At 41.5% G+C, this 20952-nt stretch carries 14 protein-coding genes; 1 reads left to right on the plus strand and 13 read right to left on the minus strand.

Annotation, left to right across the window (positions count from 1 at the left end; translation table 11 throughout):
- Positions 1 to 215 precede the first annotated feature (215 nt).
- The 10 genes from ligA to rfbC form a co-directional block, all read right to left on the minus strand.
- Positions 216 to 2231, minus strand: a complete 2016-nt coding sequence (gene ligA / locus MKY24_RS23935; protein WP_279835315.1) for an NAD-dependent DNA ligase LigA — start codon at positions 2229 to 2231, stop codon at positions 216 to 218.
- An 89-nt stretch (positions 2232 to 2320) separates the two neighbouring features.
- Positions 2321 to 4645, minus strand: a complete 2325-nt coding sequence (gene pcrA, locus MKY24_RS23940) for a DNA helicase PcrA (RefSeq protein WP_023990577.1) — start codon at positions 4643 to 4645, stop codon at positions 2321 to 2323.
- A gap of 41 nt (positions 4646 to 4686) precedes the next feature.
- Positions 4687 to 5397, minus strand: coding sequence for a heptaprenylglyceryl phosphate synthase (locus tag MKY24_RS23945; RefSeq protein ID WP_049828463.1), 711 nt, complete (start codon positions 5395 to 5397; stop codon positions 4687 to 4689).
- 126 nt (positions 5398 to 5523) lie between these two features.
- Positions 5524 to 6396 (minus strand): phosphatidylinositol-specific phospholipase C/glycerophosphodiester phosphodiesterase family protein, encoded by an 873-nt coding sequence (locus MKY24_RS23950; protein ID WP_339201008.1) that lies wholly within the window; start codon positions 6394 to 6396, stop codon positions 5524 to 5526.
- A 106-nt stretch (positions 6397 to 6502) separates the two neighbouring features.
- On the minus strand, positions 6503 to 7903 hold the full coding sequence (locus tag MKY24_RS23955) for an undecaprenyl-phosphate glucose phosphotransferase (RefSeq protein ID WP_339201010.1): 1401 nt from the start codon (positions 7901 to 7903) through the stop codon (positions 6503 to 6505).
- Positions 7900 to 8808 (minus strand): glycosyltransferase family 2 protein, encoded by a 909-nt coding sequence (locus MKY24_RS23960; RefSeq protein ID WP_023990581.1) that lies wholly within the window; start codon positions 8806 to 8808, stop codon positions 7900 to 7902. Before MKY24_RS23960 ends, MKY24_RS23955 begins: the two co-directional genes overlap by 4 nt.
- A gap of 648 nt (positions 8809 to 9456) precedes the next feature.
- Positions 9457 to 10395 carry a glycosyltransferase family 2 protein gene (locus MKY24_RS23965; RefSeq protein WP_071558176.1) on the minus strand — a complete coding sequence of 313 codons (939 nt, stop codon included), beginning with the start codon at positions 10393 to 10395 and terminating at the stop codon, positions 9457 to 9459.
- A gap of 164 nt (positions 10396 to 10559) precedes the next feature.
- Positions 10560 to 11432, minus strand: coding sequence for a dTDP-4-dehydrorhamnose reductase (gene rfbD / locus MKY24_RS23970; RefSeq protein WP_028542094.1), 873 nt, complete (start codon positions 11430 to 11432; stop codon positions 10560 to 10562).
- Position 11433: 1 nt separating this feature from the next.
- The gene (gene rfbB, locus MKY24_RS23975; RefSeq protein WP_028542095.1) at positions 11434 to 12453 is read right to left on the minus strand and encodes a dTDP-glucose 4,6-dehydratase; all 1020 of its coding nucleotides are present in this window, start codon (positions 12451 to 12453) and stop codon (positions 11434 to 11436) included.
- A 27-nt stretch (positions 12454 to 12480) separates the two neighbouring features.
- The gene (gene rfbC, locus MKY24_RS23980) at positions 12481 to 13026 is read right to left on the minus strand and encodes a dTDP-4-dehydrorhamnose 3,5-epimerase (protein ID WP_339201011.1); all 546 of its coding nucleotides are present in this window, start codon (positions 13024 to 13026) and stop codon (positions 12481 to 12483) included.
- An 83-nt stretch (positions 13027 to 13109) separates the two neighbouring features.
- Here rfbC and MKY24_RS23985 point away from each other — a divergent pair, with 83 nt between their 5' ends.
- The gene (locus MKY24_RS23985; protein ID WP_028542097.1) at positions 13110 to 14984 is read left to right on the plus strand and encodes a hypothetical protein; all 1875 of its coding nucleotides are present in this window, start codon (positions 13110 to 13112) and stop codon (positions 14982 to 14984) included.
- A 177-nt stretch (positions 14985 to 15161) separates the two neighbouring features.
- Here the strand turns inward: MKY24_RS23985 and MKY24_RS23990 are convergent, their stop codons facing one another.
- From MKY24_RS23990 to MKY24_RS24000, 3 genes are all read right to left on the minus strand, one after another.
- The gene (locus MKY24_RS23990) at positions 15162 to 15890 is read right to left on the minus strand and encodes a sugar phosphate nucleotidyltransferase (protein WP_028542099.1); all 729 of its coding nucleotides are present in this window, start codon (positions 15888 to 15890) and stop codon (positions 15162 to 15164) included.
- 13 nt (positions 15891 to 15903) lie between these two features.
- Positions 15904 to 17040, minus strand: a complete 1137-nt coding sequence (locus MKY24_RS23995) for a hypothetical protein (protein WP_339201012.1) — start codon at positions 17038 to 17040, stop codon at positions 15904 to 15906.
- 70 nt (positions 17041 to 17110) lie between these two features.
- Positions 17111 to 20947 carry a glycosyltransferase gene (locus MKY24_RS24000; RefSeq protein WP_233903914.1) on the minus strand — a complete coding sequence of 1279 codons (3837 nt, stop codon included), beginning with the start codon at positions 20945 to 20947 and terminating at the stop codon, positions 17111 to 17113.
- Positions 20948 to 20952 lie beyond the last annotated feature (5 nt).

Here is a 20952-nt window from a genome sequence, read left to right on the forward strand (position 1 = left end):
ATGTGAGTTGCTTTCTTGTCAAATCTTTTTTTGATTATCTTTTCAGCAACCTCGCTTCAAGAAATGTTATTCTCAAAGCAACGTCTAATAATATATCATGCCTAAAGTTATTTAGCAAGCATTTATTTATATCTATTTTATTTCCTACGATACAACAGATAATAAGGCAGCCACCCCGCCCCAGAGCGGAATGACTGCACTCATTGCAAAACTATTTATTCTTGTTCCAGCAGTCTGATAAATTCATCCTCATCTTCTATGGTGTCAATTCCGAGCTGTTGGGCCTTAGCCAGCTTACTCCCAGCCTTTTCACCAGCTATGACTAGATCCGTCTTTTTCGATACAGACCCCGCAACTTTGGCTCCAAGCGCCTCCAGCTTGGATACAGCTTCTTCACGCGTAAGCTGATGCAAGGTACCTGTAAGCACGACCGTTTTGCTACTGAAAAAGCTGTCTGTCTTCTTCTCCTGTGGAGCTTCAGGGGCTTGAGCTTTCACCCCTAGAGACAGCATCTTTTCAATTCCCGCCTGAGTAAATGGATCGGCAAAGAAAGCCACAATGCTTTCGGCTACAATCCCGCCTACATCCGGTAGTTCTATCAGTTCTTCCACCGTAGCGGACATCGTCTTGTGCAAATCACGGTAATGTTCAGCCAACATACGTGTTGTCGCTTTACCGGTATTCGGTATACCCAGAGCATAAAGGAAAGAAGCCAAATCTCTCTCTTTACTCTTTTCTAGTGCCGCCAAGAGGTTACTGGCCTTTTTCTCACCAAACCGCTCCAGCTTCACAAGATCATCATATTGGAGTGTATACAGATCCGCAGGCTCGCGCACTTCCAGTTCGTCATGTAGCTGTATGGCCGTTTTGTCACTGAATGTCTCAATATCCATAGCATCACGTGAAGCAAAATGGGAAATACGAGCCACAATTTGTGGTTTACACCCCAGCTTATTGTCGCAAAACAAATGGGCACCTCGCTGCTGCAACGGAAACCCGCAGGCTGGACAATGATCTGGTACGACAATTTCCTCACCGTCGTTCTCAGACGTTACCTTTCCTAATATCTCCGGAATGACATCGTTTGAGCGACGGATAAACACACGTGCCCCCAAAGCAAACTTCAGGTTTTTGCGCTCAATGTCACCAGCATTGTTCAGTGTACAATTTTGTACAGTGACTCCCGCCAGCTCTACCGGCTCTACCCTTGCAAGTGGGGTGATTTTACCGGTTCGTCCTACATTCCACTCAACCGAGTTAAGCACCGTTGTCGTTTCCTCAGCTTCGAACTTATATGCCACCGCCCAGCGTGGGAATTTATCGGTATACCCGAGAGCCTCACGTGTGCGCATATCTGTAATTTTCAATACTGCCCCATCAATGAGATAATCCAATCCGGCACGAGATTCTTCAATCTCAATCAGTTGCTCCATTACATCTTCAAAATTATCAAAGTAAGTCAGGTAAGGGTTTACCTTAAAATGATTTTCACGCAGGAAAGTCATCATTTCCTGGTGGCTGTCAAATTGGATACGGTCTGCATATCCCACATTGTAGAAAAATGCATTCAATCGTCGTTCAGCTGTCACTTTGGGATTCAAGTTACGCAAAGCGCCAGCTGCGGCGTTGCGTGCATTTTTAAGAGGGTCCACGGCAGTCTCATTATATTTGGACAGTACAGAGAGATTCATTATCCCTTCTCCCTGTACTTCAATTGTTCCATTTCGAAAAGGAATTGTAAGTGGTACGGATTTAATGGTCTTCACCTGTGCCAGTATTCCCTCACCCACAACGCCATTACCGCGGGTGGAAGCCTGTACCAGCTGTCCATCTGTATACGTCAGGTTCAGCGTCAGCCCATCGAATTTAAGTTCTATCGCATAGCCTGGAGATGGCAAAGGTTGCTCCGGGTTCTTGGTATTGTAATCATTGACCAGTTTAACAACACGCGCGTTCCATGCACGCAGCTGTTCCATATTCTGAGCTTTATCAAGGCTCCATAATGGGGCAAGGTGGCGATGCGGTGTGAAACCTTTGAGTAACTCCCCACCCACACGCTGTGTCGGCGAATCCGGCAGCACAAGACCGCTAGTCTGTTCAAGCGCTACCAGCTCGTCATAAAGCACATCATATTCTTTGTCGCTGATCTTGGGTTCATCCAGTGTGTAGTAATGATAGTTATATGTGTTCAGTTCAGCAACAAGCTGCTCCATCCTGTGCATTGGGTTCATGCAGGCGTATCCCTCCGGGAACTTCATCAGGGCAGAGGCCTAAGCCAAGCTGCCACTCATGAGGTTCGAGATTTAATGATGTTTGAGATTTATTCTACTTTTGTAATTGGTGCAAAGCCAGCCAGCAGTCGTTTAACCCCTACTGGAGCCGGGAAAGCAATTTGAAGCTCCATATCATTACCCGTCCCTTTTACAGCGACAATGGTTCCAATCCCCCATTTGCCATGCTGTACCTTGTCTCCGGCAGCAAAAATGGAGGGGCCTCCTGCCGAAGCAGCCGGAGTTGCTTTCGCAGATGAAGATGTCGTTACTGTTACGCGGGGTGACGCGGAAGCGGACGAACCACTGCGGCTCATCGTATCAAACGAGCGTTCTCCACCAAAGTTGCTGCCACTACCTTTATTCAGTCCGCGCCCACCATAAGATCCGCCTACATTGCCTGAACGGCGGTAGCGGTCACGTTTAATGATCGTATCCTCTTTTAACTCGTCCGGAATCTCTTCGAGAAAGCGGGAAGGCGGGTTAGCTGTGGTGCGGCCAAACAGAGTGCGCATCTGTGCGCATGTAAGGAACAGTTGCTCCTCTGCACGGGTAATCCCGACATACGCCAATCTGCGCTCTTCCTCCAGCTCTTCGTTATCCAGAAAAGCACGACTATGAGGGAATACTCCCTCCTCCATACCGACAATAAATACGATAGGAAACTCCAGTCCTTTGGCGCTATGCATGGTCATCAATACAACCGCATCGCTTTGCTCTTCTTCATCGTCATTCATGGAATCAATATCGGCAATCAGAGCAAGGTCGGTCAGGAAGGAGACGAGTGACTTGTCTTCCGCTCCTTTTTCAAATTCCATGGTTACCGACAGGAACTCATCAATATTCTCCAAACGCGAGCGTGACTCAAGTGTATTCTCGTTTTGCAGTTCCAATCGATATTGGGTGGTTTCCAACATTTTTTCTGTTAACTCGGTAACCGACAGGTAGTCTACCATCCGACTTAAACCTTCGATCATATCGTAAAACTCTACCAACGCATTGCGCGTACGTCCTGCAAAGCCCAAATCGTCTACAACTTGAAGGACACGGAAAATCGAAACTCCACGTTCCGCTGCAGCTGCCTGCAATTTACCGACGGTCGTGTCTCCGATGCTTCGTTTTGGCACATTAATGATTCGGATCAAGCTGATGTCGTCGTCAGGATTGGAGAGTAGGCGAAGATACGCCAGCAAATCCTTAATTTCTTTACGATCATAGAACTTGATACCGCCCACGATCTGGTAAGGAATATCCGATTTAATCAAAATTTCCTCGACAACCCGAGACTGAGCATTCGTACGGTACAAAATGGCATGATGGCTATAGGTTTTGCCCGCATTAATATTCTTATGAATTTCTGAGGCGATAAAGTAGCCCTCATCATGCTCGGAGTCAGCACGGTAAACTTTAATCTTGGCTCCGCCTTCTTTGTCAGTCCATAGTTTTTTCGGCTTGCGGCCTGTATTTTGACCAATAACTTCGTTGGCAGCATTGAGAATATTTGAGGTGGACCGGTAGTTCTGCTCCAGCAAAATGGTGCGCGCTTCCGGGTAGTCCTCTTCAAAATTCAAAATGTTGCTAATATCCGCCCCCCGCCACCGATAGATGGATTGGTCACTGTCACCTACTACGCAAATCCGGTGATGCTTGTCGGCCAGCATTTTGCACAGCATGTACTGCGCACGGTTCGTATCCTGATATTCATCAACATGAATGTATTGAAATTTCTTCTGGTAGAAATCCAGTACCTCAGGTACTTCTTTAAATAGCTGAATCGTTGCCATGATCAAATCATCAAAATCAAGAGAGTTGTTGTTTTTGAGCCGTTGTTGGTACTTGGTATATACCTTCGCCACAATCCCCTCAAAATAGTCGCCAATCTTGCGCTCATACATTTCGGGAGTGACCAGTTCATTTTTAGCCGTACTCATCATAGACTGAACCGCTTTGGGTTCAAACTTTTTGGTGTCTATATTCAGATCCTTCATGCAGCTCCGAATGACAGACAATTGATCCGTAGAATCCAAAATGCTGAAATTCGAGGTGAATCCAATCCGCTCGATATCCCGACGTAAAATACGCACACACATCGAGTGGAAGGTGGATACCCACACATCTCTCCCCTGCGGGCCAATCAGCTTGGATACGCGATCCTGCATTTCACGCGCAGCCTTGTTCGTAAAGGTAATCGCCAAAATGCCCCATGGAGCCGTCTTGCGGGTCGCGATGAGGTAAGCTATTCGGTGCGTGAGCACCCGTGTTTTACCACTGCCTGCGCCAGCCATAATCAGCAGCGGACCATCTACCGCCTCCACAGCCTGACGCTGAGGCGGATTAAGGCGAGCTACCGCCTCATGTATATCTATTGATTGCATGCGTGCATGCTCCTTTCCCTGAGCTTCCATAAATTCACGTTCTATACTTCCAATTTCACAGCTATCGTCTCCAGCGCCTTCGCCAAGTCACGATAAATGATGTTACCTACTACAATGGTGTCACAAACCGCAGCCGCTTGTAACGCGGTAGATTTATCCACGATTCCTCCCCCGTATAGGACACGAGAGCGCTCCGTACTGCGATGTATTTTTTGCACCAGCTCCATATCCCCAAAAGCACCGCTATATTCCACATATACAATCGGCAGATGCATGAGCTTGTCAGCAATCTGTGCATATGAGGCGGCAGATGAAGCACCCAGCGAAGCATCTGCTCCGGTAAGCTTAGCGACCGTGGAATCACCGTTCAAAACAATATATCCTTCCGCCACAAGCAAATCCCACGGGATCACATAACCAAGCTGTTCAATCGCACGTTGGTGCTGCCCTAGAATCCAATTACTGTCAGTGGTATTCAGTACCATGGGAATCATATATAGATCAAACCCTGGCACTACAGCCTCCAGATCGGACACCTCAAGCACACACGGCACCTCATAACGCCGAACCCGTGACAGCAAATCCACCGTATTTTCATAGGTTACACCCGATGAACCTCCTACCATAATGGCGTCCGTACCAGACATACACACGGCGTCAAGTGCCTCATCATCCAGTTCCTTGTCAGGATCAAGCTTAAACACATGCTTCCATGATTGAATTGAATCTGCCAACACACATTCCTCCAGCATCCATTGCTTTTGTCATGATCCAGTCGAGCCGAATTCCAATATCCAAAAGCGTTCTATGCTAAGTCTATGACAGTGCTTAAAAGGTGTCAATGTTCGTATCAAATGGGAACACCCCGTTCAGACAGATCATGGTCGTAGCGCATACAACCAACTGCGTTTACTAAGTTCTTTTTCCGTTAAAATATCTGTATAGAAACCTCGAACACCCATCTGTTCATACTCAGCCGCATCCTTCAACTCATTAATGGTATTTACGTAGCACACTGCTCCTGCCTGGCGCAAACTTTCCACTAAAGCACCACTCACCCGATTCTCTGGTAAAGTTACTGCCGTTATATCATTTTGTTGTACAAATCGAAGGATCTGGTCATCTTTATCCTCTGTGGCGTAGAGCGTATAAATAACGGATGGATAGGGATAAATACTCCGCAACGTTTGCAGCATTTCTTCATTGTAAATTTGAGGAACAATACGGGACAAAAGCTCGGGGTTTTTCTCCTGTGCCTGACGGGTCAGTTGTGCAAACAACTGTTTGATTTGGGCAGGGTCCTGTTCTTTCGTATCGGTCACAATATAAGCATCCGGGTATGTTTCCAATAGTTCCAATACATCCTTCCAATCTACTGGAGTATAGGAACCGTGTATGGGTGTGTTTTTAAATTGATGATAGCTCCAAGGTTTTCCGCCCTGTTCTGTAGCAACTGCGTGTTCCTGTTGCATTTGCTCTGTAAAAGATTCTGTCCATTCATGGCGCGCCACTAAATGTCCGTCCGAAGTAAACATCAGGTCGACCTCGAATACGCGGCTGCCTTTTTTATAATTTTCCACAAACGCTTCACGCGCATTAGTATAGGCCAAACCATCAACGGCTCCCATGGCATGCGAAATCACACGGTGCGTGGTAAAGCCAGTATGTTCTTCTGTAGATTGCCCTTTGTAACCCAGTAAAAATGTGCCGGTTAATATTAAAAGAATGACCGCAGCAATTAGTCGTTTCATAGGGTGTCACATCCTTTTCGTACAGGTCAATACCCCACATACGCATACTCAAAACAACTGCCAGACGCAAAAACACCCTCCGGCTAAACCGAAGGGTGACTCTGGATTAATACGCGTTCTTGAAACCATTGCGAATCGTACGGAAAATAATTTTAATATCGAATAAGAGCGACCAGTTCTCAATATAGAAAATGTCATGCTTAATCCGTTCCTCAATAGATGTATCTCCACGCAACCCGTTGCTCTGTGCCCAGCCTGTGATTCCAGGACGAACATGATGCTTCACCATGTATTTTGGAATTTCCTCACGGAACTGATCCACATAATAGGGTCGTTCTGGGCGTGGACCAACGACACTCATATCACCCAGCAGAACGTTGAAAAATTGCGGCAACTCGTCGAGACTCGTTTTACGAATAAAAGTACCAAAACGTGTGCGTCTTGGGTCATTAGCAGTCGTCCAGCCCGTATCTTCAGTTCCAGGGGGCAGCACCTTCATCGAACGAAATTTGTATATTCGGAAGGTACGACGGTTCAAGCCTACCCGCTCCTGCTTAAAAATGATTGGCCCTCTGGATGTAATCATCACACCAATCGCCACCCCTAGCATGATCGGAGAGGTCAGGAGAATCGCGAATAAAGAGAATAAAATATCGAACAGACGCTTAAACAATCGATTCCCCGCCACATCCAGTGGAATATCCCGTACATTGATCATCGGCATACCTGCAAAGTTGTCAAAGTACGGGCGAGCCGGCAAATAATCGAAAAAGTCGGGGATTATAAGCGTGCGCACTCCAGCTTTTTCACACATGTTGATAATCTTGGGGTACTTATCATGAGCATCCAGCGGCAGCGCCAGAATGACCTCGTCAATCATCAGACGCGACAGCGTAGCCTCCAATTGATCTAAGCCTCCAAGAATCGGGCGAAAATGCGCCTCTTCCTCTTCACTCCAATGCCGCTTATCATCCAGAAAACCCACTACCTCGTATCCCAGATCAGGATACTGTCCAAGGTTATGATAAAATCGTTGGCCTAGAGTACCCGCCCCGAGAATAAGCATGAATTGCTTGTTGTATCCTTTTTGACGGAGAGCTTTAAGAACTTGCTTCAAAAAAAATCGGTAAAACAAAATAAGCAGAACGTTTCCAATCATATAGATTGCCAAATAGGACCGCGAAATGTCGATTTGCTTCACGAAGAACATCACACTCAACAGCACGAACAGGCCAACAATATGAATCTGGGTGACGCGGAATACGTCGTCTGCAAACCGTTTTTTGCGTTTGGGCGAATAGAGCGAGAATAACATCCCCAATACTACAGCAATCAGGCCGTAGATTAAGCTCCAGCCTCCATATACTTGAATAGGAAGCGGTTCTTTATAGGTGATCCATTCACTTTCAAATTTGAAAAACCAAGCGATCAGAAAGGACAACTGAATGACCGCGAAATCCGCCACAATATATAATTGGGTTAAAAAACGCTGATTTCTGCGTATCATGCTTTCACCTCAGTACGAGATTGTTCCCCGCCGTCTGGCTTGACCGGTGCGGACAACTTATTTTTTAGAAAGGCCATTCCAAATTTCACGGTAATTCCCGCATATACAGCCATATTGGTGATCCAACTGTATTGCTGTTTATAATGCTTACGATGAAATACCCACATTGCTCTATGAAACTCATAAATAATTTTCAAAGGACGACGGCGAGCGCTGCCCCCTTTGATATGAATAATATATGTGCGCGGGTAGTAGTAAATGCCCCACCCGGCTTGCTTAATCCGGTAACACCAGTCAATATCCTCACCATACATAAAAAAGGTTTCGTCCAACCCCCCGACCTGGTCAATCGTCTCCCTGCGCACCAGCATAAAAGCACCTACCAGTACATCTACAGGATACTCATCGTCCGGGCTTAGATGCCCAAGCTGATATTGATTGTACTTCGGGTTATCCGGGTAACGCTTCGACCAGCCGAAAGCGTAGTAAAAAGAAGCTGACGGCGTTGGAAATCCTCGCTTACAAGCCTTGTCTAATGATCCATCCGGCAAGATGACCTTGCAACCCGATGCCCCCATCTCCGGATACGTATCCATAAACTGAATCATTGTATCCAGCGTGTCCGGTTGCACCAACGTATCGGAGTTCAATAACAATACATAACGCCCGCTGGCTACTTCCATCCCCTGGTTGTTCGCCTTGGCAAAACCTGTATTATTCTTATTGGCTATCAACGTAATCTCCGGGTATGCAGCACGAATAGCCTCAACAGATCCGTCACTGGAGTGATTATCAATAACAATCACTTCATATCGGTACTGCGACTTTGACGCATACACCGATTGCAAACAATCCAGCGTCAATTGACACGTATTATAGTTGACGACCAGTATGCTTACATCCATATTTAAAACGCTCCTGACAAATTCAGTAATCTATTCTACTATCGCCTATTATAGCATACCGCGCAGACCACGGGGCGCAAAAAAGCACATAACTTGTAACCTTACATAGTTAGTAGAATTTCACAAAATTCGATTCCTATCTCTCCAAAGTGCAAATATAGACAAACGAAACCATTTCGATCTATATATTGTTCATTGGGAGTCGTTTATTAGATTTTTGTAAAATCCTCGGTTGAGGTCTAAAATTCATCGTGGTAAGATATACATGGAAAAAGGGCTGGTGCCAGCCAGCCCCTGCGCAACCAACGCTCCAAGAGCGGACGGTTTTGGAACAATCAGGCCGAAAATAGACCCTTCCTTGCGGGGGCGGTCTATTTTCGTTTGTTAAACTCTAACAGTGTGACGATTAACGCCCCGAACGTCAGCATTAAACTGAGCGCCTCAAACACTGTCACAGGCTTCACCCCCCTCCTCGGGAGAGTTAGCCGACCGCCCTTGCCAGCTCTATCGGTTGCACGTTTCAATTATACTATATTTTTCCATAAAGGAACACGCATTCGATGGTATTTTATCTAGTATTCATTTGCACCTTTGACTATTTGACGCTCATATATGGAAAAAAGTTTCAATATTTTTCTTTCCATACCTCTATAACTTCCTCATTATGAAAACCAACTTATAAATCCAGTTGTCCAACCGTGACTGCCTATAAAATGGAGACTGCCAAATATATTTCATACGAGAAAATACGCCCTTTTGGTAGCTTTCCAGGAACTGATCCATATCTTTATACATTTGAGGAGACATGTCTTGTCCATAAAGTTGAATAAATTGCTGGGCTTGTTTGCTTAAAATATAGCGATTTTTTCCTTTTATAAATCTACTTAGTCTTTTCCTCCACTTGCTAACCCAGCCATCAGTAGAACCTCCCAACACATTGTTTTGATGCTGCCGATACAAAATGGACGGCTCGGGGTCAAAAACAACCTCACCAAAAGAGGAGGTGCATAAGTAAATCCACCAGTCATGCATAATAATGTTATCCAAAGAAGTCGGAATTCTCTTTTTCACGAGCTCGAGTGTTTCTTTATTGATCACCATGGTACAACCTACACACACATTCTCAATGAGAGCATTATAGAAGGATACAGGTCGTGGGATGTCAGCTGGCCATACTTTGAGTGGTTCCAATGTTTGAGAGACCATTTGTGTAGCAGAACAGTACATCAGCGGCCGACTTCCATCCTGATCCCTGAGATGAGACACAGCCTGAGCGAGTTTGTTCGGCATCCACACATCATCCTGATCACAAAAAGCGTAATAGTCGAATGTCTCAGACGATCTTTGAATCAAATCAAAAAAGCTTTTAATAACCCCTACATTGCTCTCGAGGCATAAAATAATCTGTTGAGGATAACGTTGCTTCAGCACTCTCAACTTGGCAACCGTATCATCTGTCGAGCCATCATCACGAATTAGAATCTGAACTTCTACGTCTTTTTGATTGATGAGACTTTCTATTTGCTCATCTAAATAAGCTGCTCCATTATATGTAGACAATAAAATTTGTATGTTAGGTCTGTTCAGAGTAATGACCTCCTTCTTTTAAAATGTGTAATAGAGGGACAATAGGTTCCATCTGCTTATACATTATAATGCTCAGCGTCCTTAATCAACATAGGCTTTAATATAATAAAATCTCCCAATCATGAACTGATGGGAGATTGTTGATATTTATAATAAGGTTTTAATTACTCGGATTTACTAAGACACTCCTGCAAAAAATCACGCAATCCCTCACGCCATTCGCGCAAATCATTTAACCCGTTGGTTCGGATCGCTATATGCTCCATAACAGAGTTGCATGGCCGCGCTGCCGGTCTGGGGAATTGCTCTGTGCTGCACGGCTCCAATTTCGCTGTGATCTTGGCATCTAATATTTCCGCCGCATCCTGTAAAATAGCTTGCGTAAATTCATACCAGGTACAGGAGCCGCTATTGGATGCATGGTATACGCCATACTTCTCCGTTTGAATCAATTCCGCCAAAAAACGTGCCAAATCCACTGTATAGGTAGGTGAACCCTTCTGATCATTCACCACCTGCAGGAGCGGCTTCTCCTGACCAAGCTTCAGCATCGTTTTGACAAAATTGTTCCCGTGCAATCCATAAACCCAAGATGTACGAACAATAAAATACCTAGAGGAAAGTGTTTGGGTCAATACCTCTCCCGCCCGTTTGGACTTTCCGTAGATACTCTGCGGATTGGTATTATCGTACTCATGATATGGCTGCTTTGCCGTTCCATCGAACACATAATCTGTACTGATATAAACCAGCTTGGCTCCAACCTTTTCCGCAGCCAGCGCCATATTACGTGTACCTGCCGCGTTGACTTGATAAGCCCCGTCTACATCGGTCTCCGCTGCATCCACAGCCGTATACGCTGCACAGTGGATTACGGCGTCAGGTTGATATTGTCCTACAATCTTCACCGTCTGCTGCAAATCCGTGATATCTAATTGTTCGCGATCGTAACCCAGGACATCATGTCCTTGCTCCTGAAAAACCTTTACTACATCTTTACCAAGTTGACCGGATGCTCCAGTAACCAATACCTTCATTCTACTCATCCCCCAAGCGGGAACCGTACTGCTTTGCATAGTATTGTTGATATTCGCCAGATTGAATGCGAGTCCACCATTCTTCATTGTCCAGATACCAGCGAATCGTTTCTTTAATGCCGGTTTCAAAAGAGTGCTTCGGCTTCCAGCCCAACTCATTCATCGTCTTCGTTGGATCAATGCCATAACGGCGGTCATGACCTGGACGATCCTGCACATACGAAATCAGAGATTCTGGCTTGCCCAGCTCCTCCAATACCGTTTTGACGATATGCACATTTGTCCGCTCGTTATTTCCCCCGATATTGTATACTTCACCCAGTTTACCCTGATGAATGACCAGATCAATTGCACTGCAATGATCCTCTACATACAACCAGTCGCGAATGTTCAAGCCATCCCCGTATACAGGTAGCTGTTGATCGCTCAGTGCACGTGAGATCATTAGCGGGATCAATTTTTCAGGAAACTGGTATGGACCATAGTTGTTAGAACAACGCGTGATATTCACTGGTAAACCGAAGGTTTCATGATATGCACGAACTAGCAGATCGCCACCTGCCTTGGATGCAGAATAAGGACTATTAGGCTGCAACGGAGTTTCCTCCGTAAACAATCCTGTTTCTCCCAGAGAACCGTACACCTCATCTGTTGATACCTGTACAAACTTGGTCACGTTATATTTCTTGGCTGCGTCCAGTAGCACTTGCGTACCCAATACGTTTGTTTTCACAAACACTTCCGGTTCCAAAATACTCCGATCCACATGTGACTCCGCTGCAAAATTAACTACCACATCGATTCCCTGCTGCATCAGCTGGTCAATCGCTTGTGCGTCGGTAATATCTATTTTGATGAAGCTATGTTTGGGATTATTTTCAATGGATTTCAAATTTTCCAAGTTACCTGCATAGGTAAGAGCATCTATATTTACAATTTCGTAATCTGGATGGTGTTTTAGCATATACAATACAAAGTTACTGCCTATAAATCCGGCCCCGCCGGTGACAAGAAGTTTCATACAGACCTCCTAAATCTTATTATTCCTCTAATCAAAATTAATGTTTGCGTCAGCCAGTGCTGGATGCTTCTGATCCTTCTCCGAAAGAATAGCATGAGAAGTTGGCCAATCAATCCCTAGTGCAGGATCATTCCACAGAATTCCACGATCATTTTCAGGTGAATAATACTCGTCTACCTTATACAGCACTTGAGTGTTAGGAACAAGCGTACAGAACCCATGAGCAAAACCCTTAGGCACCAGTAGCTGACGTCTATTATGCTCGCTTAAGATGACTCCGACCCATTGACCGAACGTCGGAGAACTTTTACGAATATCCAAAATCACATCGTAGATAGCTCCAAAAAGCACACGAATGAGTTTGGTCTGTGCTTTAGGATTAAGTTGGTAATGCAATCCACGAATCACACCGGCTTCTGCAGACAAGGATTGGTTATCTTGAATAAAAGCATGGTCTATTCCGTTTTCTTTCATGATCTGTTCATTGTAACTTTCCATAAAAAAACCACGGTGATCACCATGAACCACGGGTTCAATGATTTTTGCACCTGAAAGTACTTCCTTTATTATCATTCACGAAACCTCCAACATCTTGAGTATATACTTTCATTTATGATTACTATAAGATTAATAAGCACACTATATTGGGAGGGAATATGCTTTTGAATTTATCGAGAGTTAATAAAAATTTTGTTTGGTCCTATTTGGTTCTGATGTGGCTACTTATCCCGATTCTAATACTGTTTAAAGTCGATTCTTACTATATTTCCATATTATTCGGTCTAAATATTGCGCAGTCGTTTGTCATAGGTGCTACATACATTTTACACATTAGTGGTATCTTAACATATGCCAAGAAAGAAATAATGGTGCAATACCTAGCTTTTGGCGGTTATCTAGTTGGGATAATATTCATTTACGCATTCCTTCAAAGGGAGCATTTCATTTATTATTGGGACTTTTCAGCCTATTGGAATACGTCCATACAATTTAATAACCTTTTAAGTACAGATTTTATAGCAGCATCTAAACAAATCTATGCAAGCATTTTAAGAGACGATTATTCCGTTTTCCCAACAGTCTTTCTCTCTTTACCATTAAAGTTCTTAGGTACAAGCTACATGAGCTATGTCTTGGCAATCTATACCTGCTTCTTGTATCCTTCTTGTTTGATACTTTTCTTATTATGTATCAAGATTGCTGATCAAATCCAGTTAAACACAAAGTTGAACGTTTTTATGATCTTTGTACTTACATTTACCTTTCCAATTATGATAGCTCCTATGTTAGGTGGATATCTGGATTCTATAGGACTCATTTTTATTTGCTTGTCCCTTGTTATCTTATTTAATAATGATTTTGAACGCTTAAATTTAAAAGCAGTTTTACTCTTAGCAGCTTGCTTGGTATTACTAACATTCACAAGAAGATGGTATGGGTTTTGGATCGTATCTCTTTTTGGCTCGATCAGTATCGCTTTTTTGTTCAAATGGATTCTAGAAAAAGAGTTTCGCTTCAAACAGCTCTTGCAGGTTATTTTAAATTTTTTCATTATAGGATCTTCAAGCGCGTTATTTCTTATTATATTCTTCAATGAATTTATTCAAAGAGCCCTAACCAATAACTTCAAAAACGCCTACTCAGCTTATTATTTTGGTGACGTCTTAAGTAACTTACAGAATTTATTTTATCATTATGGTGCCTTCATTTTTCTGATAGCTCTTGTTGGTTGCATAGGCTTGTTATTTATTAGTACAACTAGGTATATATCAATCTTTGTAGTTACGAACTTATTTATTACGTACTTTCTTTTTACAAGAATTCAAAGCTTAGCTTCTCAGCATTATTATCTTCTTACAGTGAACGTATTAATTCTATTTATTTGTGGCGTTATTCTTATTCTAAACTATTTGTCCAAGATAAAGTATGCAAAAAGTGTTTTCTTAGTTATTATAGTTTATTTAGTCGCTTGTAATTTCTTGGTAACGTTCACTAATGTAAATGCACGACCTGTTACCTATTTTTCTTCTTTATTCAGTGACTTTAAACAAACACCTAGAGTAAGAACGGATATACCTGTTTTAAAACAATTAACGGCTTATCTTAAGGAAATCTCATCAGAGCAGCATAAAGTATATGTTCTGTCTAGCTCTGGAATTCTTAATGATGACATACTCAGACAGATTGAAATGCCTGACAATAGCAACGCTCTTCCATTTATGAATCTGACCCATCACGTTGATTTAAGAGATGGCTTTCCAGTGTCGTTTTTTGAGTCCGATTATGTCGTGATCGCATCACCTACACAATACCATTTAGGTGAAAGTGGTCAAAAAGTTGTAGGTATTCTCGCAGAAGAGGTAATGAACGGATCTCTTAAAAATAATTATATACCTTTAAAGAGCTATACTCTTGATAATAACGTAAAAACCATAGTCTTGAAAAAAACATCATCCATCACGAAAGAAAAAATTGAACTTATACGTTCACAATTCAAAAAAATATACCCTGATAATCCAGATCTATTCTAATTCAATACAGATGTCGATGCATACACAAAAGCCCTCGAAAAAAATCGGGGGCTTTTGTGTAAAGCAGTTTGCCGATTAGCTGGGGTAAAATCAGTTAATGCGAGCAAAATAAAATTTATTAAACTGATTCTAATGTTCAGTACTTAGATATAAGATGTCGCTAGTTCTATGATAATACTAAGAAAAAAGCTCATAATTCATTTCACTTACTAATTTGTTAGCAAGCATCAATGAACTATGTGTTCCCGCATCAGTCCACCAATTCTCTAAAATATCAAATGTAAGTTGGTTTCGTTGAATATAAGCGTTATTAACATCTGTTATTTCATATTCTCCTCTTGCTGAAGGAGTCAAGGTCTTGATGATATTGAATACCGAGTGGTTGAACATATAAATGCCCGTAACTGCATAATCACTCTTAGGAATCTCCGGCTTTTCTTCAATATTTACAATGTTATCGCCTTGTAATTCTGGTACCCCATAGCGGTTAGCATCAGGCACTTTATGAAGTAGTAATTTCGCTCCTGATTCTTGAAGTTTGAATTTTTCAACAAACGATGATATATCATCTTTAAAAACATTGTCCCCCAAAATAACAACCATCTTGTCATTGCCAACAAAGTGCTCAGCTAAAAGCAAAGCCTGGGCAATCCCCCCGGCTTCATCTTGCACTTTGTAAGTCAGAGTAACTCCAAGGTCGACACCACTTCCTAAGAGATTAACTACATCTCCCATATGTTCTTTTCCGGTAACGATTAAAATATCATTTATATTCGCCTTTTTGAGCTTATCAATAGAGTAATATATCATCGGATATTTACCAATTGGCAATAAATGTTTGTTTGTAACTTTAGTAAGGGGGTATAATCTAGATCCAGTCCCTCCTGCTAGTATAATCCCTTTCATATCTAAGTTCCTCCTATTGAAGCTCTTTTATAAGCAGCTCCATAATGGTTTTTGCACGAGCTTCCCAATTATTATGAACTACGAAGTCCTCCAGTTGCTCTTGATCATAAAAAGGGCGTTGCAGGGTATCTATATCCTTTAGATATTTTCTTATTTCCTCTAAACTATTATATAGATAAATTCCTTCCTGATTTAAAAGCCTTGTTTCTTCGCTATCCACCGCTAATATCACTTTATTAAAACTCAAATACTCATAAACTTTTACTGGATTGATCGTATCAATTCTATCCGAATTCCTCAAAAAGGGGTATAAACAAATATCAAAAGCATCAATAATCGCACCAATTTCTGATTTAGGGACAGTCTCATAATATTTAATCCTATTATGCTGTTCAAAATTATAATTCAGGTTATTTCTCCCAACCAAACATACAACAAATTTCTCATCAAATTCAGTAATAGCCCTAACCGCTTCCACATCAAACCAGTGGTCAATCGCCCCTACATATCCAAAAATGTAGTAGCCTTCGTGCTTTAACCATTCTAACTCGCTAACAACCAAGCTAGCTACATTTATATTTAGTATAGCTGTATCAACAGCATTTTTCACCAAATAAGATTGTCTACACAATGTTTGAGAATGCTTATGCAAATGGTTACTTGTAGAAATAACAAGATCCGCCTTGGCAAGTAATTCAAGTTCCCACTTTTCGAGTAATTTCTTCATCAATGCATTGTTAGTTAGAAATACATAGTCGTCCATTCGATCAAACACAATCTTCTTATTATTATTTGATTTAATAAGAGGATAAAAGACTGGACTTCCTAACCAAATGATATCTGCACTGGAAACTAAATCTTCCAACTGTCTCTTTTCAAACCAATGATTCATATGAAATACGTCTAAGCTTTCAAAGCTTCGGGGTAATCTCAGGCTGCCCGAAGGCCTGAATATTTGAAGGCTATCATTTATGGTTTGATTTCTTTTTTTATAATCTGAGTTCTGCCTTACAATACTATTAAGTATACTAATGGATGGTTCTACAAAGGTGATGTGAACCCCCGGCATTTTAGCAAGCTCTTCGGCCAAATGTTGCGGACGTTGTTTTAAATCATCCCAATAGATCGGGGAGAAATATAAAATTTTCAATTTAACCGCTCCATACTAATAAAGGCGCCCCTTAATTTTTATAAAAGAGGCGCCTTTAAAGTTTTATTAATTATCTATACGATCCTGCCAACTGTTTTCGCGAATTCATATCGTTTTCCTTCATTTGTATTAACTCTTCATACGCTTCAACTGTGTATTGTTTATACAGAATATCAATTTCAACGTCTCGATTTTTAGTCGGAATCTTCTGCAAATGATCTAATTCAGCTTTAACAATTTCGAGGTGATTCTTATCTGCTTCAATATCCGATTCCATCGGCGCATACAGATCCTTTTGCAATTGGTAATTGGTTAAAATACTGTTTCGCATTGTCTTTCTAACATGCTCAACAGTATATCGGGAGGTGTCCACATCATGAATGACCTTCATCTTAGGATTAAGACCAACCTTATAGCCGATTTCTCTCATAGCAAAAGATACAACAATTTCTTCTCCTCCAGCGTAATTGTTTCCTTTACGCCCATAGGCGCTTCTAAAGCCCCCAATTCGCATTAGCGCAGCATGTCTAACCGCAAAGTTGGCTCCATAAGGGAACTCCCACTGAAAATTAGAATCGATAATTTCGTCGCCTTCCACAATAAGCTGACTCCAGTATGCTTCAGTACCTGGTTTAACCACTTCAGGCCGTTCCTCGTGTAAATTGAGTATGATATTCCCACCCATGACCCCGATATCGGGACGATCTGAGAATCCTCTGATGGTTTCCTCAAGCAAGTTGGAGTTTGCGATAGCGTCATCATCAATATAGAGTATGACCTCCCCCTCTGCCCCAAATAAACCAACATTACGTGCAAAGGAAAGACCTTTTAATGGAGCCTCCATATATCGCAGGAAGGATTGGTCAATATTATAGGTTGCTCTGAACTCACGAACCAAATGATGAATCTCCTCATTCAGATAATCATTATTTACAACAATAATTTCATAGTCCGCTTTATCCAACGACTGTTCTATGACAGATTTAATCGCATTTGAAAGTTTCTCGCTCCGCTGGTACGTGCAAATAATAACGGATAATCCCTTATTATAAACGGGTTCACTTTCAATTACCGCCTCAATACGGTACAAGTGATCGTTCTTAACCTTCGTATTTATAAGAGAGAACAGAACTTCCGTATCCTGCGCAAAAAAGTCATAGTTGCTATCTGTTTCACCATTCATTTTATCTTTTATTTTCAGATCCCAAGGATAGTCAGCTACAAATGTATCTGTTGTATGCTCTGATTTATCTATAAGCAGTGCATACGTAGACGTTGAAGCATTAAAATCAATAAATTCAAAATCATGGACTTCACCTGTTTTTATATACAAATAGCAAATAGGCGTTGCCAAATTAAGACCAACAATCGTATTCACTTCATCTCTTCCAACCACAGTATGTCCTTTAGTCAGAACATAGTTCTTAAACTCACCAGCTTCAGTAGCATCTCCCTCAATGATCCACACTAATGGGGTCAGATAAAAATCTCTTCTAAAATCATCAAGTACCATGAGTTTATATCTGTTAGAGGTGATGCCCAGTTCTTGATCTAAAGCGGTTAGTGACTTATCGTGCCAGCGATAATCATATATAGGCTCATCGAACGTCACATGTTTGAGCTCAAATAGAGAGTTCACTCTCATCCAGTAATCATAATCTTCAAGGGTATGCTTATAACTAGAATAGTCACCCAATAACTGGGTTACCTTGGCCCTATACATAAAAGCTGCACCAATTGTATTGTTAGGATATACGTTTAACTCCAATGCAGACTTAGGCAGCATAACATTGCCACTGAACTGTGGTTCTTCATACCAGCCATGGTTGGAAATCACTTGACCGGCAGAGTCGATTAACCTCATGTTCGCATACACCATACCAATATTTTCATCACGTTTAAGATCAGCTACCATCTTCTCCAGGAAATTTTCAGGGAGGATATTATCTGCACTTGTCCACGTATGATATTCACCCTTGGCTAGCTTAAAACCTCTAGATAATGTTCTTGGTATCTTACGATTTTCCTGATGAACTACTCTGATACGATGATCTGCTTTAGCATACTTATCAATAATTTCTGCCGTTGAGTCTTTTGAACCATCGTTAATAATAATGAGTTCAAAATACTTGTAAGATTGCTGCAGAATACTATCAATAGCTTTTGATACATAATCCTCACCGTTATATACAGGAAGGACAACCGATATAAGATCCTTCTCAAACTCAATCTCGAACTTATCAAGAGCCAGAGAAAATGAGTTGTCTTTAGATACTTTATAATTGTAAAATTTATACTCATACCAGGTTAATAACTGATTGTAATTCCCTTCATCTTTGCGTAGATCAATCGGCTGATCCCCCGCGTTAGTTCTTTTAAGCTTATGCGACACTTTAGATTTTATCTTTTTCAGTAAAATAGTGGTGCCATAACTTTTCCATACTCTATATCCCTTAAGAACATATATCATTTTGGACTTGTGTAAGATATGTTTAAGTTTATTCGCCATTTTCCACCTTTTAGAGTTATAAATATTATGAATCTCTGTAGACAGTCTTCCATTATATTCTTCCAACTCACTGAACTGGGTGTTCAGTTCATTATATTGACCAAATAGTTGTCTATATTGATGATTTAATATATCCAAGTTGTTTTTTTCATTATTATAATCCTGTGTAAGTTGAACATATTGCTGTTCTAATTCATCTTTCTTTTCAGACAGAGATTTAAAATCTGCTGACATGCTGCTTATTACATTTTCCTGATGATCTCGTGTTTGAATCAATGTGTTAATCTGATCCATATGCTCAACAATGTGTTGTTTTTGCTGCTCTATTTCTTGGCTTTGAGTTTGATTATGAGTTTGTAATTCATTAAATTCATTTTTCAGGCGTGTATGCCCTGCTCTATAAGCATGGTCCACGTCATCTTTTAGAAATCTGTTAATTACATCCATACACTTATCTATAGTCTCTCTTCCTTTAACCGGAAACATCTCTAGAGTAAATTTCCTTCTTTGTTGTATTAGTTGTTCATCTAAGATTGCATTAAGTAAAGTTTGTTTAATATTGCCGTTATCGCTCACAAAAGGAACAATGTTTTGCTGAACTATTTGCTCTTCCAAAGGTAAAATCCCCTCGAAAGATTCTGTTTGGGGATGTTGGAATATTACAATTGGAGTGTCCGTAAACAGCGCATCAAATATAGCTCCAGAGCCGTCAGACAATATCACATCAGCTTCCTCTATTAAATGAACAAGAGAAGCCTTGTGATCAAGCACATCAGGGATATGCGACTTAACTAGACTAACCCGTTCATGCTCCAAAAAAGAAGTGCCATGATGCAATTTCACCTTCATATTAAAGGTATCTGACATTTCTTCAATATGGTTCATAACAAGCTCAATAGACGACTCATTCCCATACGTAGGCAAATAAAGCAAATTATATTTATCCGTTTCGCGCTTCTTCCTTTGAAATTTGGCGTATTTAATCATTCCTACGATTTCTGTCTGAGTGTACGCTGCCAGAACCGAGGAATCATACAGCCCATTACAAAAGATAAAATCGAAATTCCGACTCCATGTATCTAAATTCCAGTTTGGTTTAGCCATTCCATACTGGTATCTAAACTTATAATCGGACTTAACTTCCAAATAATAAGGGAGATAAGGATAGAAAGCTATTTTATATGCCTTGTCAGGTACAGAGCTTGTTAGAGTCACTTTTATACCGTTGTTCTTCAAATAATGATAGGTATCTAAGGACATGTCGCCCCAATCTTCTTCTTCAATGTGAGGGACATAAATATCACAAACGATCTGCTTTCTTTCACACTCCTCAATTAAAGGCTTAATCGTTTCATATAAAACTAGATTGTGAATGACAAAAGCTATAGATCTGTTCATATTCA

Origin of the sequence: Paenibacillus sp. FSL P2-0322, assembly GCF_037975315.1 — a bacterium.
Classification (GTDB): domain Bacteria; phylum Bacillota; class Bacilli; order Paenibacillales; family Paenibacillaceae; genus Paenibacillus; species Paenibacillus polymyxa_B.

Excerpts from the sequence above, each read along its gene's own strand:
- ligA (WP_279835315.1), bottom strand. The coding sequence starts at position 2,231 with ATGAACCCAATGCACAGGATGGAGCAGCTTGTTGCTGAACTGAACACA.
- pcrA (WP_023990577.1), bottom strand. The coding sequence starts at position 4,645 with ATGCAATCAATAGATATACATGAGGCGGTAGCTCGCCTTAATCCGCCT.
- MKY24_RS23945 (WP_049828463.1), bottom strand. The coding sequence starts at position 5,397 with ATGCTGGAGGAATGTGTGTTGGCAGATTCAATTCAATCATGGAAGCAT.
- MKY24_RS23950 (WP_339201008.1), bottom strand. The coding sequence starts at position 6,396 with ATGAAACGACTAATTGCTGCGGTCATTCTTTTAATATTAACCGGCACA.
- MKY24_RS23955 (WP_339201010.1), bottom strand. The coding sequence starts at position 7,903 with ATGATACGCAGAAATCAGCGTTTTTTAACCCAATTATATATTGTGGCG.
- MKY24_RS23960 (WP_023990581.1), bottom strand. The coding sequence starts at position 8,808 with ATGGATGTAAGCATACTGGTCGTCAACTATAATACGTGTCAATTGACG.
- rfbD (WP_028542094.1), bottom strand. The coding sequence starts at position 11,432 with ATGAAGGTATTGGTTACTGGAGCATCCGGTCAACTTGGTAAAGATGTA.
- rfbB (WP_028542095.1), bottom strand. The coding sequence starts at position 12,453 with ATGAAACTTCTTGTCACCGGCGGGGCCGGATTTATAGGCAGTAACTTT.
- rfbC (WP_339201011.1), bottom strand. The coding sequence starts at position 13,026 with ATGATAATAAAGGAAGTACTTTCAGGTGCAAAAATCATTGAACCCGTG.
- MKY24_RS23985 (WP_028542097.1), top strand. The coding sequence starts at position 13,110 with ATGCTTTTGAATTTATCGAGAGTTAATAAAAATTTTGTTTGGTCCTAT.
- MKY24_RS23990 (WP_028542099.1), bottom strand. The coding sequence starts at position 15,890 with ATGAAAGGGATTATACTAGCAGGAGGGACTGGATCTAGATTATACCCC.
- MKY24_RS24000 (WP_233903914.1), bottom strand. The coding sequence starts at position 20,947 with ATGAACAGATCTATAGCTTTTGTCATTCACAATCTAGTTTTATATGAA.